Origin of the sequence: Clostridium lacusfryxellense (assembly GCF_018861735.1) — a bacterium.
Lineage (GTDB): Bacteria > Bacillota > Clostridia > Clostridiales > Clostridiaceae > Clostridium_AD > Clostridium_AD lacusfryxellense.
In genome coordinates this window covers 28073-45425 of record NZ_JAHLEB010000001.1, presented here as the reverse complement: position 1 = coordinate 45425, position 17353 = coordinate 28073, and the positions used below count along the sequence as shown (strand labels likewise).

General features: G+C 31.4%; 20 protein-coding genes. 16 read left to right on the top strand and 4 right to left on the bottom strand.

What is annotated here, in order from left to right; translation table 11 throughout:
- The first annotated feature begins 214 nt into the window (after positions 1-214).
- Positions 215-1537, top strand: a complete 1323-nt coding sequence (locus KPL55_RS00225) for a hypothetical protein (protein ID WP_216304697.1) — start codon at positions 215-217, stop codon at positions 1535-1537.
- Positions 1538-1684: 147 nt separating this feature from the next.
- Here KPL55_RS00225 and KPL55_RS00220 read toward each other — a convergent pair whose 3' ends face one another.
- The gene (locus KPL55_RS00220) at positions 1685-1900 is read right to left on the bottom strand and encodes a hypothetical protein (RefSeq protein WP_216304696.1); all 216 of its coding nucleotides are present in this window, start codon (positions 1898-1900) and stop codon (positions 1685-1687) included.
- Between the two features lie 126 nt (positions 1901-2026).
- Here KPL55_RS00220 and moaC point away from each other — a divergent pair, with 126 nt between their 5' ends.
- The 13 genes from moaC to KPL55_RS00155 all read left to right on the top strand — a co-directional run bounded on the left by moaC (position 2027) and on the right by KPL55_RS00155 (position 12851).
- Positions 2027-2497, top strand: coding sequence for a cyclic pyranopterin monophosphate synthase MoaC (gene moaC, locus KPL55_RS00215; RefSeq protein ID WP_246599243.1), 471 nt, complete (start codon positions 2027-2029; stop codon positions 2495-2497).
- 33 nt (positions 2498-2530) lie between these two features.
- Complete coding sequence (locus KPL55_RS00210; protein WP_216304695.1) at positions 2531-3022, top strand: MogA/MoaB family molybdenum cofactor biosynthesis protein; 492 nt, start codon at positions 2531-2533, stop codon at positions 3020-3022.
- A gap of 195 nt (positions 3023-3217) precedes the next feature.
- Positions 3218-3568, top strand: a complete 351-nt coding sequence (locus tag KPL55_RS00205; RefSeq protein WP_216304694.1) for a Na-translocating system protein MpsC family protein — start codon at positions 3218-3220, stop codon at positions 3566-3568.
- Between the two features lie 116 nt (positions 3569-3684).
- Positions 3685-5820: a formate dehydrogenase subunit alpha gene (fdhF, locus tag KPL55_RS00200; protein WP_216304693.1), complete on the top strand. Its 2136-nt coding sequence runs from the start codon at positions 3685-3687 to the stop codon at positions 5818-5820.
- On the top strand, positions 5820-7034 hold the full coding sequence (locus KPL55_RS00195) for a molybdopterin molybdotransferase MoeA (RefSeq protein WP_216304692.1): 1215 nt from the start codon (positions 5820-5822) through the stop codon (positions 7032-7034). Before fdhF ends, KPL55_RS00195 begins: the two co-directional genes overlap by 1 nt.
- The gene (gene mobB / locus KPL55_RS00190) at positions 7012-7563 is read left to right on the top strand and encodes a molybdopterin-guanine dinucleotide biosynthesis protein B (RefSeq protein ID WP_216304691.1); all 552 of its coding nucleotides are present in this window, start codon (positions 7012-7014) and stop codon (positions 7561-7563) included. The genes KPL55_RS00195 and mobB overlap by 23 nt, the downstream gene beginning before the upstream one ends.
- Positions 7556-8350: a formate dehydrogenase accessory sulfurtransferase FdhD gene (gene fdhD, locus KPL55_RS00185; RefSeq protein ID WP_216304690.1), complete on the top strand. Its 795-nt coding sequence runs from the start codon at positions 7556-7558 to the stop codon at positions 8348-8350. The genes mobB and fdhD overlap by 8 nt, the downstream gene beginning before the upstream one ends.
- 29 nt (positions 8351-8379) lie before the next feature.
- Positions 8380-8889: a 4Fe-4S dicluster domain-containing protein gene (locus KPL55_RS00180; protein ID WP_216304689.1), complete on the top strand. Its 510-nt coding sequence runs from the start codon at positions 8380-8382 to the stop codon at positions 8887-8889.
- Positions 8890-10239 (top strand): [FeFe] hydrogenase, group A, encoded by a 1350-nt coding sequence (locus KPL55_RS00175; protein WP_216304688.1) that lies wholly within the window; start codon positions 8890-8892, stop codon positions 10237-10239. It begins immediately after the preceding gene.
- A 62-nt stretch (positions 10240-10301) separates the two neighbouring features.
- Positions 10302-10814, top strand: coding sequence for a 4Fe-4S dicluster domain-containing protein (locus KPL55_RS00170; RefSeq protein WP_216304687.1), 513 nt, complete (start codon positions 10302-10304; stop codon positions 10812-10814).
- 12 nt (positions 10815-10826) lie between these two features.
- Positions 10827-11426 carry a molybdenum cofactor guanylyltransferase gene (mobA, locus tag KPL55_RS00165; RefSeq protein ID WP_216304686.1) on the top strand — a complete coding sequence of 200 codons (600 nt, stop codon included), beginning with the start codon at positions 10827-10829 and terminating at the stop codon, positions 11424-11426.
- A gap of 13 nt (positions 11427-11439) precedes the next feature.
- Positions 11440-12396, top strand: coding sequence for a GTP 3',8-cyclase MoaA (moaA, locus tag KPL55_RS00160; RefSeq protein WP_216304685.1), 957 nt, complete (start codon positions 11440-11442; stop codon positions 12394-12396).
- A 2-nt stretch (positions 12397-12398) separates the two neighbouring features.
- Positions 12399-12851: an MOSC domain-containing protein gene (locus tag KPL55_RS00155; protein ID WP_216304684.1), complete on the top strand. Its 453-nt coding sequence runs from the start codon at positions 12399-12401 to the stop codon at positions 12849-12851.
- 52 nt (positions 12852-12903) lie between these two features.
- Here KPL55_RS00155 and KPL55_RS00150 read toward each other — a convergent pair whose 3' ends face one another.
- Positions 12904-13323, bottom strand: coding sequence for a hypothetical protein (locus tag KPL55_RS00150; RefSeq protein WP_216304683.1), 420 nt, complete (start codon positions 13321-13323; stop codon positions 12904-12906).
- Positions 13324-13718: 395 nt separating this feature from the next.
- On the opposite strand from KPL55_RS00150, the gene KPL55_RS00145 reads away from it, so the two are divergent.
- Both KPL55_RS00145 and KPL55_RS00140 read left to right on the top strand, forming a co-directional pair.
- On the top strand, positions 13719-15107 hold the full coding sequence (locus tag KPL55_RS00145; protein WP_216304682.1) for a L,D-transpeptidase family protein: 1389 nt from the start codon (positions 13719-13721) through the stop codon (positions 15105-15107).
- 213 nt (positions 15108-15320) lie between these two features.
- Entirely contained in the window at positions 15321-15596 is a 276-nt protein-coding gene (locus tag KPL55_RS00140) for a hypothetical protein (protein WP_216304681.1), read from the top strand.
- A 93-nt stretch (positions 15597-15689) separates the two neighbouring features.
- On the opposite strand, the gene KPL55_RS00135 is transcribed toward KPL55_RS00140, so the two are convergent.
- Together KPL55_RS00135 and KPL55_RS00130 are read right to left on the bottom strand one after the other, a co-directional pair.
- Entirely contained in the window at positions 15690-16055 is a 366-nt protein-coding gene (locus tag KPL55_RS00135) for a VOC family protein (RefSeq protein WP_216304680.1), read from the bottom strand.
- 89 nt (positions 16056-16144) lie between these two features.
- A complete protein-coding gene (locus KPL55_RS00130; protein ID WP_216304679.1) occupies positions 16145-17230 on the bottom strand; it encodes a dipeptide epimerase in 1086 nt (361 codons plus the stop codon).
- Between the last annotated feature and the right edge of the window lie 123 nt (positions 17231-17353).

Here is a 17353-nt window from a genome sequence, read left to right as displayed (position 1 = left end):
GTATTTTTAAGTTTTTACACTACTTGTATTTTATTATTTATTTTGGTAATATAGGAAGTAGTTTACTTGTACAAAATTGTAAATGAGAAATGCATGATTATATGTTTTATTTATAAAATACGAAATTATATTTATACAAATCTACTATTGAATAAAACATATTGTAATTATGCCCCTTTCTTAAATAATAAAAGAAATGAGACGGTGTTAAAAAATGGAAACTCCAAAACCAAAAACCCCAAAAAAACTCCTAGGATTAATAGCTGGAGTGGTTGTACTAATCTTGATAATCGCAGTTTTTACAATCTCATCTTACACAAAATCAGCTGCTAAAAAAGAAGAGGCTAAAAAGGTTTCAGCACAAATAGTTGCTACTAAAAAAATTGCTGATAAAAAAATAGCTGACGATAAAAAAGTTGCTGATCAAAAGGTCGCTGCTGATCAAAAGAAGCAAGCCGAGGACGCAGCCGCAGCTGTAACCGCTCAATCAACAGCATCTTCAGGTCCCATATCTGATGATTTATATAAATACGAGGTATCAATAGATGGTATTAAGTATGCTTTGCCTGCTAGCTATTCAGATTTCGAAAAAAACGGATGGATAGGTAAAGACTTTGGTACTACTACAATGGATCCAAACAAATACAATATAGTGAACTTGGAAAAGGGTGACCAATCGCTGATGGTAAGTATAGCAAATATGGGCACAGATGTTTTACCACTGTCAAAGTGTTATATTGGCCAGATTACAGTAGACACAATTGATGATAAAAATCCAAAAACAAATATCAACATTGCAAAAGGAATTACTATAAATTCCTCACAAGATGAAGTAATTGCAGCATATGGTAACCCCTCTGATAAATTCGAGGGAGATACAATAACTAAATTAACCTATAAATCCAGTGATTATTCAAAATATGAGATTACATTCAATAAAACAACCAAAAAGGTATATTCTATTAATATAGAGAATTTAGTACAACCTGCGAAAGTAGAAACAGCTCCTACTGTTAATACAGGACTGCCTGCTGTTGTTACAAATTATAAAGCACCTACAAGTGTTGGTGCCGAATTATCATCCTTTCAATTTAAATATGGCGGAACTTTCTACAAATTACCAGTACCTATTGCTGAGCTCGTAAAAAATGGTTGGGCACTTCAATCAAATGGTGATGAAGTAGTTGCTGCGAAATCTAGTGCAGTTGGCGTTGAATTAAGAAAAGATAATCAAGTGCTAAGGACTCAAATTCAGAACTATAGTGAGAAGGGTGAACCTTTGAAAAACTGTTTCGCTACTTATGTTCAATACTACAACAATGGTGCAGTAATTCCTATAGAACTACCAAAAGGAATTACTGAGAAATCCACTATAGAACAAGTAATTGCAGCTTATGGTAAACCTACTAAAGAGGATTCTAGCTCCTCCTTTAAATATTATACTTACGGAAAAATATTTGAAGAGGTTACCTTTATGACTAAGGACGGAAAGATTGAAAAAATCGAAGTAAATTATGCTCCAAAGGAACTAAAATAATAGCCTATAAATAATTTTATGATACCAAAATATAAAATACTCTTTCTTGCAACAATTAAGATAAGTTAATTATCTAATATTGCAAGGAGGAGTATTTTTTAATTAATAAATAAAAAAATATTTTAAGAGAATACTGACCTTAATTTATTACCCTATAATAGTATCTTCAGATGCGTTTGGATCTTTTAGTGATGCTATGTATTGTTGTTGAGATGCAATAGTTAACATTAAACAACCTATGCCAACAATAAAATTTCCAAGCACGTTTATTTCATCAGCGCTTTTCCCTTTTGAAAACGCTATAGCAATTGCATTAGTTAAAATCAGTAAATCCTCTGGGCTTAAATCATCTATAATTGTCAATCTTACACCACCTAATTGCAAATTATTATACTTAATATATAATATGAGTATATGTTTGAAATATGCATTAGCTTAAATATCATAAATAATAGTATATTTAAAAATAAGAAATGAGGGGTAAATATAATGGAACTTACACATTTAGATGAAAAAGGTGCTGCACGAATGGTAGATGTGGGTGATAAACAAATCACTCAGCGGGAAGCTTTAGCACAGGCATTGGTAACAATGAAGTCAGAAACGCTCACTCTTATTACTACTGGTCAAATACCCAAAGGCGATGTTTTTTCATGTGCTCGAATTGCTGGAATTATGGCTGCAAAAAAAACTTTTGAGTTAATACCAATGTGCCATCCACTACCTATAAACGGTATTAACATAGAACTTTTAGCACAGGCTCCTAACAAAGTACGAATCCTTGCTAGTGTTAAATGTGATTACAAGACTGGTGTTGAGATGGAAGCACTAACAGCAGCATCTGTAGCTGCACTTACAATTTATGATATGTGTAAAGCTGTAGATAAAGAAATGGAAATTGGTGAGATTTGTGTACTAAAAAAGACCGGAGGCAAATCAGGTAATTTTATAAAAAAATAATTATAAAATATAAGCTATGGAGAGGGTTAAAAAATGGATATTAAAATTGCACTCATTACCATGAGTGATAAGGGTTATAACGGAACACGAGAAGACAAAAGTGGGCCTATGATGGAATCACTTTTAAAGGGTCAAGCAGAGATCGTATATAAAACAATTGTCCCTGATGAACGAGATATAATTTCTAAAGAATTATCTCGCATTGCTGACAATGGCCTTGCGGATATTATACTAACTAGTGGTGGCACGGGTTTTGCACCTCGTGATGTTACTCCTGAGGCTACTATGGATATTATAGAACGTAATGTTCCAGGTATTCCTGAAGCTATGCGTGCATACAGTATGCAAAAAACTAATCGAGCTATGTTATCACGTGCCGTCGCTGGCATACGCAAAAAAACTTTAATTATTAATATGCCTGGTAGCCCTAAGGCTGTGAGTGAATGCATGGAGGTTATTCTTCCAATACTTGAACATGCAGTTAAAACCATGCGAGGAGAAACTAACGAGTGTGCTAGAGTATAATTAAGTAATTATATATAATAATTTTAATAAGTATAAAATAAATATATAATTTCATATAAATATGTCACAAAATGTTATAAATACAGCATTAACGACTAAATAACTAAATCTTCGCAGAAAAACAGTTGACTTAGTAAAATTATAGGGTTAAGATTAATATAGCCTACATTAACAAATTATAATTGAGGTGCAAACTTGATTAATAAAAATATTGAATTACAAGAGAAGATTAGAAAATTAGCTGTAAAAATTGTTAAGCACTATAGAGGAAAAGGACCAGATAATGTTAAGGTCAAAATAGAAGATCATTTAATAACTGTAGAAATTAGAGGAGTTTTTTCTGATTTATCAAAGATTCTCATAAGAGAAGGCGCTGCACATATAGTTGATGATTATTGGAAAGTTGTAAAACCACATTTAGAAAATGAATTTCTAGAAGAAGTTTATGATGTAGTCGGAGGTTCATACGACTACGAATTGGAAGTAATTAGCCTTAAGGACCTGGATAAATCAGTTACATTAAAAATTAATAGAACTATGGTTTGATTATAAAAGAAAGATATATCTTAGCTTTTTAATAAGCCAGTACTTTGCGTTTAGACGCTTTGTACTGGCTTTTTGTTTTTTTAAATATATATACAAATAAAAGGAGATTGAAAATAATGGAAGAAAAAGTTTTAACTGTATGCCCGTATTGTGGAAGTGGCTGCCAAATGTACCTTGTCGTAGAAAATGGAGAAATAATAAGAGCAGAGCCTGCGGACGGTCGAACTAATGAAGGTAATTTATGTTTAAAGGGCCATTATGGATGGGATTTTTTAAACAATCCAGAGATATTAACTCCAAGAATAAAAAATCCAATGATAAGAAAAAATGGTGTTTTAGAAGATGTTTCCTGGGAAGAGGCAATAAAATTCATATCAACAAAACTATTAGCAATCAAAGAAAAATATGGTGCTGATTCTATAATGGGAACTGGTTGCGCCAGAGGGTCAGGAAACGAATCTAATTATATAATGCAAAAATTCATGAGGGCAGCAATTGGAACTAATAATATAGATCACTGCGCTAGAGTCTGTCATGGTCCATCGGTAGCTGGGCTCACATATTCACTTGGCGATGGAGCTATGTCAAATTCAATTCCAGAAATAGAAAATTCAGATTTATTGTTTATATTTGGATATAATCCTTCTGATACACACCCAATAGTTGCAAGAAGAATAGTTAAAGCTAAAGAAAAAGGAGCAAAAATAATTGTAACTGATCCAAGAGGAACAGAGACTACAAAGTTTGCAGATCTTTGGCTCCAATTAAAAGGCGGAACAAATATGGCTTTAGTAAATGCCTTTGGTAATGTTTTAATTAATGAAAACTTATATGATGAAAATTACGTTGCCAGCTTTACAGATGGTTTTAACGAATATAAAGAGTTTGTAAAAAAATACACACCAGAATATGTTGAAAATATTACAGGCATAAAAGCAAACGATATAAGAAAGGCCATGAGAGAATATTCAAAGGCAAAAAACGCAACTATTCTTTACGGAATGGGAGTTTGCCACTTTTCCCAAGCAGTTGATGTTGTAAAAGGCCTGGCTTCAATAGCACTTTTAACTGGAAACTTTGGTAGACCTAATGTTGGAATTGGACCAGTACGTGGCCAAAACAATGTACAAGGTTCTTGCGATATGGGAGCATTGCCTAATGTATACCCAGGATATCAAAAAGTTACAGACAAAAAAGTACAAGCTAAATTTGAAAAAGCATGGGGTGTTAAACTTTCAGGTAATATTGGACATACTCTAACAGAAGTACCCGAATTAGTTCTAGAGGAAGATAAACTTAAGGCATATTATATATTTGGAGAAGACCCAGTTCAAAGTGATCCAAATGCTGCTGAGGTAAGAGCAACTTTAGATAAGCTTGAATTAGTAATTGTTCAAGATATATTCATGAATAAAACAGCATTACATGCGGATGTAGTTTTACCTGCAACTTCTTGGGGAGAACATGATGGAGTATTTTCTTCAGCTGATCGTGGATTCCAAAGAATTAGAAAAGCAGTTGAGCCAAAGGGTAATGTAAAAACAGATTGGCAAATAATTTGTGAAATATCAACTGCAATGGGATATCCAATGTCATATGATAGTTCAGAAGAAATTTGGAATGAAATGATAAATCTTTGCCCAGATTACACTGGAGCAACCTATGAGAAAATGGATCAACAAGGAAGTATTCAATGGCCTTGCCCTACAAAAGAACATAAAGGAACATCATATTTATATGAAGGCAATGTATTTAGAACCGAAAATGGAAAAGGAAAACTCTTTGCCTGTGAATGGAGATCACCTATGGAAGCCTTAGATGATGAATATCCATTAAGTTTATCTACCGTACGCGAAGTTGGACATTACTCTGTAAGAACAATGACCGGAAATTGTCGTGCCTTAAGAGCTCTCGAGGATGAGCCAGGTCATATTCAAATAAGTGTTAAAGATGCACAAAAACTTGGAATAGAAGAAGGACACTTAGTTCGAGTAACTTCAAGGCGTGGAAGTGTAATGACAAGGGCAGCTATTAGTGAAAAAATAAAGGAAGGCTCTACCTACATGACATACCACTGGTGGGTTGGTTCATGCAATGAATTAACTTCTAGTAATTTAGATCCTATTTCTAAAACTCCTGAATTTAAGTATTGCGCAGTTAACGTTAAAAAAATTAATAACCAAGTTTTGGCTGAGCAAACTGTTAAGGATGATTATGATAACATAAAAAGGAAGATGAAGGTACAAAAATAATGATTGAAGTATATGAAGCAAAAAAAATAATCAATGATGAGGTAAAGTTATTAGAGCGTAATTGTATAGATGAAAAAGTATATATACTTGATTCTCTTAACAGAGTTTTGTCTGTTGATATTTACTCAAATGATAACTTGCCCCCTTTTGATAAATCAGCAATGGATGGTTATGCCATAAGAAGTTGCGATACCCAAAATAAAGAAAATGTAATACTTAAGATTAAGTCATTAATAAAAGCTGGCGATTATTGCACTCAGTTTTTAAAAGAAAATGAGGCATTCAAGATTATGACTGGAGCTATGGTTCCGAGTGGTGCCGATGCAGTAATACAAATAGAAAAAGTTACAACAGATAAGGACAATCTTTATATTTCCGGTCAGGTTAAAAAAGATAATAATATTATAAAGTTTGGAGAAGAAATTCTAGAAGGAGATATAGCTTTAAAAAAAGGCTCGCTTGTAAGGCCGCCAGAAATTGGCCTCTTAGCTTCTCTAGGATACGAATTTTTTAATGTTTATAAGTCACCTACTATTGGAATAGTAATCACTGGTGATGAATTGCTTGATATAAATTGTGACCTTGAAAAAGGCAAAATTAGAAATAGCAATGAATATTCACTAAAGGCTTTGATAAAAAGTGCAAATGCAGAAGTATTTTCAGTAGGAATAGTAAAAGATGATAAAAAAGTTTTAAAAGAGAAAATCCTACTTGCTTTTGAAAAGTCAGATATTGTCCTAAGTTCTGGAGGCGCATCTGTTGGCGACTATGATTTCGTATTAGATATTTTGCGCGAAATTAAGGCAGATATTAAATTTACGTCTGTTGCTATTAAGCCCGGAAAACCATTAACTTTTGCGGTATATAATGATAAATTATTTTTTGCTCTGCCAGGTAATCCGCAAGCATTAATAAATACCTTTGAAGAATTCGTAAAACCTGCTATAAAATCTATGATAGGCAATACGCAAAATGAAGCTGAAGAATTTAAGGTATATGTTAAAGATGATTTTAAAGCTAAGGTCGGAAGAGAAAAATATGTGTTTGTTAATATAAAAAAAGAAGATGGAGTTTACAATGCATATAAATTGGGATCCCAATGTTCCAACCACCTGCTCGAAATGTGTAATTCCAATGGAGTTATAATTATTCCTAAAGAATGTGGAAATGTAAAGGTAGGGGATGCTATAAATGGAAAATTCATTTTTAAATAAAAATAAACAAACTTTAATCCTTTCCATAGTAGCCACAAAATCAAATACTGGAAAAACAACTTTGATTGAGAAACTAATTATTAAATTAAAACTTAGAAACTATAGCGTTGGTGTTTTAAAACATGATGCTCACAAGTTTGACATAGATAAGGAAGGCAAAGATAGCTTTAAGTTTAGTGCAGCTGGTGCAGATAACGTAATAATATCCTCATCTAATAAATTGGCTATGATTAAAAAATTAAGAGCAGAAGTACCAATAGATGAAATTCTTCTGCTTTTTAAAGACATAGACATTATTTTAATAGAAGGATATAAAAACAACAATTATCCTAAAATAGAGGTTCACAGAAAATGTGTAGATTCTAACCTCCTATGCACAAGTTCAAATTACAAGTTATCTGAGTTTATTGCACTTGCTAGTGATGAAGAATTAGATGTTGGTATTCCTTTATTAGACTTAAATGATATTGATACGATTTGCGATTTTATAGAAAATAATTTAATAAAAGGAGAACATAATTATGAATAAAACAATAGCGTGTAAAGTTATTAAAGTGGTTGAAGATAAGTCATATGAATGCGATGAACTTTTGGTATGCGAATACTCCTTAACAATATTTCTAAATAAAAAGAAGTTAGCAACCTTGTTATGTAGTCCTGAGAAATTAAGGGAATTAACCTTAGGTTTCCTTAGAACTGAAAGACTAATCACAAGTTTGGATGATATTACTAATTTTGATTTAGATGAAGAAAAAGGAATAGTTGAAGTCGAAACTATTAATAAAGACACCTCTAGAGAAAGCTTTTACTCAAAAAAAGTAGATCTTGAAAGTATAAAAAGTACAAGCAGTAAAGTGCCTGGAGCTCAAAACTTTTTAAACGAGGTAAACTGTGAGCCTGTAGTAAGTGATGTGCGTTTAGACGTAAATAAAATTTATGATTTTATGACAAAGGACTTGGATTATTCAGAGGTTTTCAAAACTACTGGTGGAGTACATTGCGTTGCATTATGTGATGCTGTGGAAATTAGGGTTATTGCAGAGGATGTAGCTCGTCATAATGCCCTGGATAAGGTAATTGGAGAAGCATTGATAAATGATATTTATTTAAAAGACAAGATAATTATCCTTAGTGGAAGAGTATCTCTTGAAATGATACTTAAAGCTGCTAAATTACAAATTCCTGTTATAATTTCAAAATCAGCTCCAACAAGCCTCTCTGTATCATTGGCTAAGAAAGTTAATATAACTTTAGTTGGTTTTGTACGTGGAAATAAAATGAATATATACTCAAATGGAGAACGAATTAACCTATAGTAGTATTAGTTTAGAAAGGTGTGAAAGATGTGGAACTAACAACAAATTCTTTTGTAATTGCAGATGCTAAGAAATGCATTAACTGTAAAGTTTGCGAACTAGCATGCGCAGCTGCACATAATAAAAATACATGCAAAACCGTTGGAAATTTAGAAATCCCTATTATGCCAAGATTATTTGTAACCCAAGTAGGAAATATAAATATGCCAATTCAATGCCATCATTGTGAAGATGCTCCATGCGCTAAGGTATGTTTAGTAGGTGCAATAAAAAATACAGATAATAAAATTGTAATAAATGAGCAGGAATGTATAGGCTGTAAGGCTTGCGCTATAGCCTGCCCGTTTGGAGCAATAGAGTTATCAACATCTTATAAAAGCATTGCTAATAAATGTGATTTATGTAACGGAAATAGTAAACTCGCCTGCGTCGAGGCATGTCCTAATAAAGCATTGTCTTTAGTTAATTTAAAAGAACTAAAGGAAAATCGCAATAAAAAAGCGTTGCTAAGTTTAGTGAACATGGGAAAGGAAATTTAAATGTTAACTAATAAAAATATAAAAACTAATAAAAATATAATAAATATTAATAAAGAATTATGCACTGGTTGCAGACGTTGCAGCGATGTCTGTCCTGTAGATGCAATAGATGGCGCAAAGGGAGAACCTCAAAGCATTAATAGAGATTTATGTGTACTTTGCGGGCAATGTGTTCAGATATGTAGTGTTTACTCATTAAAAAACAACAAAAATGATGAACCTAGTTTTGCAGCTTATAATAATGGACGCTTAAATGAATTAAAATCTGCTTTAAAAAATCCTAATCTTATTAAAATGGTTCAATGTGCTCCAGCAGTTAGAGTCTCAATCGCAGAAGATTTTGGCTTAGAGCTTGGTGCTTTAACTCCAGGCAAACTTGCAGCTGCACTTAGGTGCTTAAATTTTGATAGAATTTATGATACAAGTTTTGGAGCAGATATAACTATTATGGAAGAAGGCACTGAACTAATAAAAAGAATCATTTCGAATAAAAATTTGCCAATGTTTACTTCTTGTTGCTCTGCCTGGGTAAAATATGCAGAAGATCAACATCCAGAAATATTAAGTCATCTCTCAAGCTGTAAATCTCCTATGCAAATGGCTGGAGTCATAATTAAAACTTATGGAGCAGAAATTGAAAACATAGACCCTTCTAAAATATTCAGTGTAGCTGTTATGCCATGCACTTGTAAGCAATATGAATGTGATAGAGAAAACATGTATTCTAGTGGATTTAAAGATGTAGATTTAGTTATAACTACAAGAGAACTCGCTTATCTTATAAAAGATGCTGCTATTGATTTTGCAAATATAAAAGATGAAGAATTTGATAAGCCGCTAGGCGATTATTCTGGAGCTGGAACAATTTTTGGTGCTACAGGTGGAGTTATGGAAGCTGCAATAAGAACAGGATATGAATTAATAACAAAAGAGAAAATTGATGATGTTAACTTAAATTTTATTAGAGGTCATGACGGAATAAGAACTGCCACGGTTACGGTAGGAAGTTGGGATTTAAAGGTTGCTGTGGTTTGTGGGTTAAAAAATGCAAATAAAATAATTCAAAGTATAAACGATGGAACATGCGATTATCATTTTATTGAAGTTATGGGATGCCCACAAGGATGCATAAGCGGAGGCGGACAACCTAAAATTCTTTTAGACGAGGATAGAGAAATAGCCTATGAGAAAAGAAAGGCATCTCTCTATAAGCATGATAGTGATATGTTAATACGAAAGTCTCATGAAAATCCTCATATAAAAAAATTGTACAAAGAATTTTTAGGTGAGCCTTTAGGAGAAAAGTCCCATCATTTATTACATACCAAATATAAATATACAAAAATATAGATTAATTAAAATATTAATAACGAAAATATAAAAAATTAATTAAATAATAAGGAGATCACAATATGAACAGTTTTGTAATTGCAAATCCAGATAGATGTATAGGTTGTAGAACTTGCCTAATAGCTTGCGTTGATGCTCACTCAAAAGAAAACATTTTTTTATTAAAAGAAGAAAACATTGAATTTAATCCACGCTTAAGTATAATAAGAACAGCAAATGTAACTGGCCCTATTCAATGTAGGCAATGTGAGAATGCAGCTTGTTTAAATGTATGCCCTAATGGATCAATAACTAATAAAGATGGTGTAGTAACAATTAACAAAAATACATGTATAGGTTGTAAAACCTGCGCTGTTGCATGCCCTTTTGGAGCTATAGAAATGGCAATGATAGACGATAAGGTTATAGCAAACAAATGTGATTTATGTAGTGGCCGCGAAAATGGACCAGCCTGTATTGAGATTTGTCCTACATCTGTACTCAAACTTGTAAAAGCTGATGAAATTAAAGAGTCTATAAGTGGTAAAAGAATTCGTAGCTTAAATGATTTAGCTTTTTTATCAAACGAATTATAATAACGGTATATTATGAATAAATTTAATACTGCAGTAATACTTGCTGGTGGAAAAAGCTCACGAATGGGTTTCGATAAACAATTTTTAGAAATTAATAAAAAGAGACTTATAGATGAACAAGTCCTTAAATTACGCGAACATTTTGAAGAAATCATTGTTGTTTCGAACAAAATAGATAGTTATTATGATGTTAACTATAAACTTGTTTGTGATGAAATAAAAGATATTGGACCGCTCGGTGGACTTCATATAGGACTAAAAAATGCTTCGAGCAAGTATACTTATATAACCGCCTGTGATATGCCCATCATTAATAATGATTATATAAAATTTATGAAAGAAAAAATAAATGATAATGTTGAAGCTTGTGTTACAAAAACAGGTAACAGAGTAGAACCCTTTAATGGGTTCTATTCTACAAACTTAATTCATAAAATTGAAGAATTAATTTATAAAAAACGTACGTCCATGCTCTCCTTACTTCGTAACATAAATACCATCTACATTGATGAGGAGGAAGCGAAAAAAATTAGTGGAAGTCTAGATATGTTTATAAATTTAAATGATACACAAGATTTAGAGAGTTACATTAATTATGCACAGGATAATTAGGAGGTTTAAAAGTATGCTTGATTCATATGGAAGAGATATAAACTATCTTAGAATATCTGTTACAGATTTATGTAATTTAAAGTGCAGATATTGTACGCCTTTAAATGGGTGTGAAAAAAAAGAACAGAAAGAGATTTTAAGTCTGAGTGAAATAAAAGATATAACTGAAGCTTTTGTAAGTCTTGGCACTCAAAAAGTAAGAATAACCGGTGGTGAACCACTTATAAGAGAAGGTATAATTAATATAATTGAAAGTATAGGTAAAATGGACAAGGTTAAAGATTTCGCCATGACTACAAATGGAATTTTGCTTGAAAAATATGCTAAAGATTTGAAAAGTGTTGGACTTAATAGAGTTAACATAAGCCTTGATACTTTGGATGATAAAAAATATAATCATATAACAAGAGGTGGATCCCTAAAAGAGGTTTTAAAAGGTATAGAAGCAGCTAAAAAGGTTGGAATTAGTCCAATTAAATTGAATGTGGTCTTGATAAAAGACTTTAATGAAGATGAAATTAACAGCTTTGTTAGCTTAACTAAATATGAAGATATAGATGTTAGATTCATTGAGCTTATGCCTATTGGACAAACTTATAAATGGTCTTTAGAAAAATATAAATCTAACTCTATAGTTCTTGAAAAGAATAAAGATTTAATAAAAATTGAGAGTACAGATATTTCTTCTCCAGCTACTTACTATAAACTTCCCGGTGGAAAAGGAAGAGTAGGTCTTATAAACCCTATCTCATGTAAGTTCTGTGATAAATGCAATAGAATTAGGTTAACAGCTGATGGAAAAGTGAAATCATGCCTTCATTCTAATGAGGAAATAAATTTAATTAATAGGTACAGAAATGGTGAAGATATAAAAAAAATCATATACGATTTGATAATGAGTAAACCCAAAGAACATGGTTTAGAAAATGGAGATTTTATATCACGAAATATGATGGCTATTGGAGGATAAATATGAAAAAACTAGGTATGGTTGTATCTATTAATATAAGCGAAAAAAAAGGTGTGGTGAAAAATCCAATAAAAAGTGGAAATTTCATTACTCAGCATGGACTTGAAAATGATGCTCATGCCGGAGATTGGCATAGGCAAGTTAGCCTCCTGGCTACAGAAAGCATAGATAAGATGATAGCTAAAGGTGCTAAAGGATTAACCTATGGTAAATTCGCAGAAAATTTAACTACCCAGGGGTTAGTTCTTTATGAACTTAAAATAGGAACAAGATTGATAATTGGAGAAACAATTCAAGAAGTCACTCAGATTGGGAAAGAGTGTCATAACGGTTGCGAAATTAAAAGATTAGTAGGAGAATGTATAATGCCTAAGGAAGGTATATTTACAAGGATAATTAAGGGCGGAATTATTAATAATGGAGATTCAATTTATTTAGATAATACAACAAAATAAATATAAAATCTCAAGTATGTTTAATTAAAAAGCATGGCCGAAGCCATGCTTTTTAATTGTTTAGTTTATTCCATATTTCATTAGAAATTTTAGAATCTATTTTAAAATATACATTTGTAGATCCATAATAAACATATCCATCTTTTAAAAAAGTTAATGTTACATTACAACCATCATTTAAGGTCAAAGTTATTTCTCTATACTTCTCATCATTTTGATAATCACCTAACGTGGTCTCAATACTCTCTAACATGTAAGGAGTTGATTTATTTAGTTCTTTTATAAACTTTGCACTAATCAAGTTATTTTTAAGAACAATTTCAATTATACTGTTTTTTACAAATACAATTAATTTCCTCGGAAATATTTCACCATTTGTGGTCGACTTAACTATAAACTGATGTAATATGTAATATTTTAGGTTGTTAGAGCATGTCCATGTAGTATAAATAATTAATTGTGCTGTATGCATTGTTTTTAGCTATCTAGTAAAGATATTTATGGTATAATAATGTCATATTGGTATAATATCCGATCATAAAGAGTATATAATTATCAATAAGTATTTTATTTTGTATAATGCATATTGCATATCTTATATTCACATTTCATTTAAAATTTCAGAAATTTTTAGAATAGTAGATATTCATATATTAGGTTTGCATACGTTTTAAATGTATGTAAACCTATTTAATGCTTAACTGTGTTTTCAATATAAATAAACAGTAAAAAAATGTATTAAAACTGCTGTTTATGTACGTTTTTTTACCGTTCATGTAATAGTTATATACATCCAAGGTTCAAAGAATTATAATATAATTAAATATTACCATATTTAAATTAAATTTATATTAAAAGAGGTGTCTCATGGAAATACAAACAACAAAACGCAAGAAATCTGTGAAAGCAATTATTATTTCTTTTTCTATTCTGTTCGCTTTATATTTAAGTTTTTCAATTTATTTCAGCAATCATTTTTATTTTGGTTCAGTAATTAATGGTGTTAATGCATCTGGTAAAACCGTAGATAAGGTAGATAAAGAATTATTAACAAAATATGCAAGTTATACACTTGAACTTAATGAACGTGGCGGTGTTAAAGAACAACTTAAGGCTGCAGACATTGGACTTAAGTATAATTCAAATGGCAAAGTTCAAATGCTCGAAGACAATAAGAATTCTTTTGGGTGGTTCTATGAAATATTTAATCCAAAAAATTCCGAAATATCTGGATTAGTGACATATGATGAAAAATTATTAAAATCACGTTTTGATAAACTTTCAGCAATAGATAGCAAGAAAACAATTGAACCTCAAAATGCTAACTTTAAATATACTGATGATGGCTATGTGGTTGTAAAAGAAGTTATGGGAAATAAAATTACTAGCAAGCAATTATATACAAACATAATAAGTGCTATTCTTACCGGAGAAACAAAAATGGATTTGGAACTAAAAAATAATTATGTAAATCCAAAATACACTTCAACTTCAAAAGAAATTCTAGCTACTAAAATTTTACTTAATAAATATATAACATCAAATATTACTTATACTTATGCTAGCGGCAACCAAGTTATAGATAAGTCTGTACTAAATAAATGGCTGACAGTTGACAAAAACAATACAATTATATTTGATGAAGTTACAATGAAAACCTACCTAACTGAATTAGATAATCATTACGAGACATATGGCACAGAAAGAGAATTTGCTACCTCAGTCGGAAAAACCTTAAAAGTGGGTGGCGGAGATTATGGATGGAAAGTTCAACGTGCAGGAGAAGTCGCTGATTTAATCGTATCTATAAAAAGCGGACAAACAATAGCTAAGGAACCCCGCTATACAGAAAAAGGTTTAAATCATGATCTTAATGATATAGGAAATACTTATGTCGAAATTAATATGACAAAACAGCATATGTGGTTTTATAAAAATGGTAACCTTATAGCAAGCGGAGATGTAGTTACTGGTAAACCAACCAAAGATCGTGCAACACCAACAGGTATTTATAAGCTAAAATATAAAGCAAAAAATGCAACATTAAAGGGAGAAAACTACAGTACTCCTGTAAGTGTTTTTATGCCTTTTAATGGTGGTATTGGAATACATGATGCAACTTGGAGAAATAAGTTCGGTGGGCAGATATATTTAACAGGCGGTTCTCATGGTTGTATAAATTCACCACCTGCACTTGCACAAAAAATCTATGATAATATAAATGCTGATACTCCAGTTGTTTGTTACTTTGAGTAATTTCATATAAAATTTTTGATTTATAAATTTAGGATTGTGTATTACCGAGGAGTTCCATCTCTCTAATGCACGATCCTCTATTATCTTTCGATCGTTTGATAGTCTTTATTGACTAATAATTGTTAGTAAGTTATAATATTGTTAATAAGAATCAATGTAATCTCTCAATGTTAGATTTAAGTTAAAAAAATTTTAATGAGAGTAGGGATGATAATGAAAATTGGAATTAAATATTGTGGTGGGTGTAATCCAACCTATGATAGAACCGATGTAGTTTCAAGAATAAAGCTACATATTGGAAAAGGTGATATCGTTGAAACAGCTAAACAAGGTGTTAATTATAATATAGTAGTTCTTTTATGTGGATGTGACAAGGCCTGTGCTAATTATCAAGATATACAATCCAACCATGAAACAGTATGTATAACTAGTGAAAGTGACAGTATTAAATTACTTAACATGATAGATCAGAGGATGTTATCATTATGAAAAAAGCTCCAAATCGTAGTTTTACTATTCTACGCTTTGGAGCTTTTTTTATTTTCAACTATTATATTTCTATTCTTATTATGATTTTTAATGTTATTGAATATTCTCAACAAATTGAATTTTTAATCCATTTGGATCTAATACGTAAAAAAACTTTGTATGTGGATTAGGCTGAAATGGTCCACTATAAATATCTAAACCTTTTTCTTTTACAAAAGTTATCATTTCATCTACTGATTTCACTTCAAATCCAAGGGAAATGTCTTGCCCATAGCTGACTTCCTTCGAATCTCCATTACATATAAGTTCAATCTTTGTTTCCCCATCACCTAAAAAAGCAATTTCTGTCCCAGGACCTGCATTAAATCTTCTACCCACACTAAGACCAACTATATCTGTATAAAACTTTAAAGATTCATCTAGATTTTTAACAATTAATGTACTCCAACAAAACTTCATAATTTGATTCCTCCCTTTTAATATATTATATCAAATTCCAAATAAAACTACTATCCATAGCAGTTGCATTAACCAGACGCTTAGTATATTTAGCTGTCATTAAAGACAATTCCTGTTATTCCAAGTCCTGGACCATCTCCAATAGTAATGATGCTTTCTTTAAATATAACACCTCCAATAATTGGATCCCCTTTGCATAGAACAGGTCCATCCAAATCTATTTTAGTTATAACACTTTTTGCAGCAGCTAAGTGAGCTGCTGCCGTTACACTAACTTTCGCCTCCAGCATACAACCTATCATACACTCAACTCCGTATATTTCTGCAATAGTACAAATCTTAAGCGCATTATAAATACCTCCTGTTTTCATTAATTTTATATTTATAAGGTCTGCTGCTCTCATCTGCATTATTCTTAACGCATCCCTTGGGGAAAAGACGCTCTCATCAGCCATAACCGGTATATATACATTATCTGAAACGAATTTAAGCCCTTCAAAATCATGTGCTTCTACAGGTTGCTCTACCAATTCAATATCCAGACCTAGATCCTCCATTCTCCTCAATATCTTAACTGCTTCTTTTGGTGCCCATCCTTGATTGGCATCTATTCTTAGTTTTATATCTGGTCCAATAACCTCTCTAACCTTCTGTAATCTTTTTATATCTAGAGCCACTTCTTTCCCAACTTTAATTTTAAGTGTTTTATATCCAAGGCTTACAGCGTCAACGCTATCTTCCGCCATCTCTATTGGATCATTAACACTTATAGTTATGTCTGTACTTATCTCTTTCCTATAACCACCCAGTAATTTATACAAGGGTGTTTTATACAATTGGCCATAAAGATCATAAAGAGCAATATCAACAGCTGCTTTTGCACTTGTATTATTAACCATACATTTATTTAATTTTATAATAAGCTCTTCAAAATTTTCTATTCTCAAACCTATTATAGTTTTTTTAATAACATAATTTATTGCACTAACTATTGATCCCGTTGTATCACCAGTAATAACAGCCGTTGGAGGGGCCTCACCATAGCCAATATTACCACAATCAGTTATTACCTTTACAATTACATCTTCTACACTATTAACTGTTCTTAATGCAGTCTTAAAAGGTCTCTTTAATGGCACTGAAATATACTCGATCACTACATCTATAATTTTCAAATTGCACGTCCCCCTAAAATTAAGTAATTTATATTTTATATGTATAATTTAACTATTCATCTTAATTATGGATTATACTCTTAATTTGCATTATAATATATATAAGGATTTAACTAGAGGGGT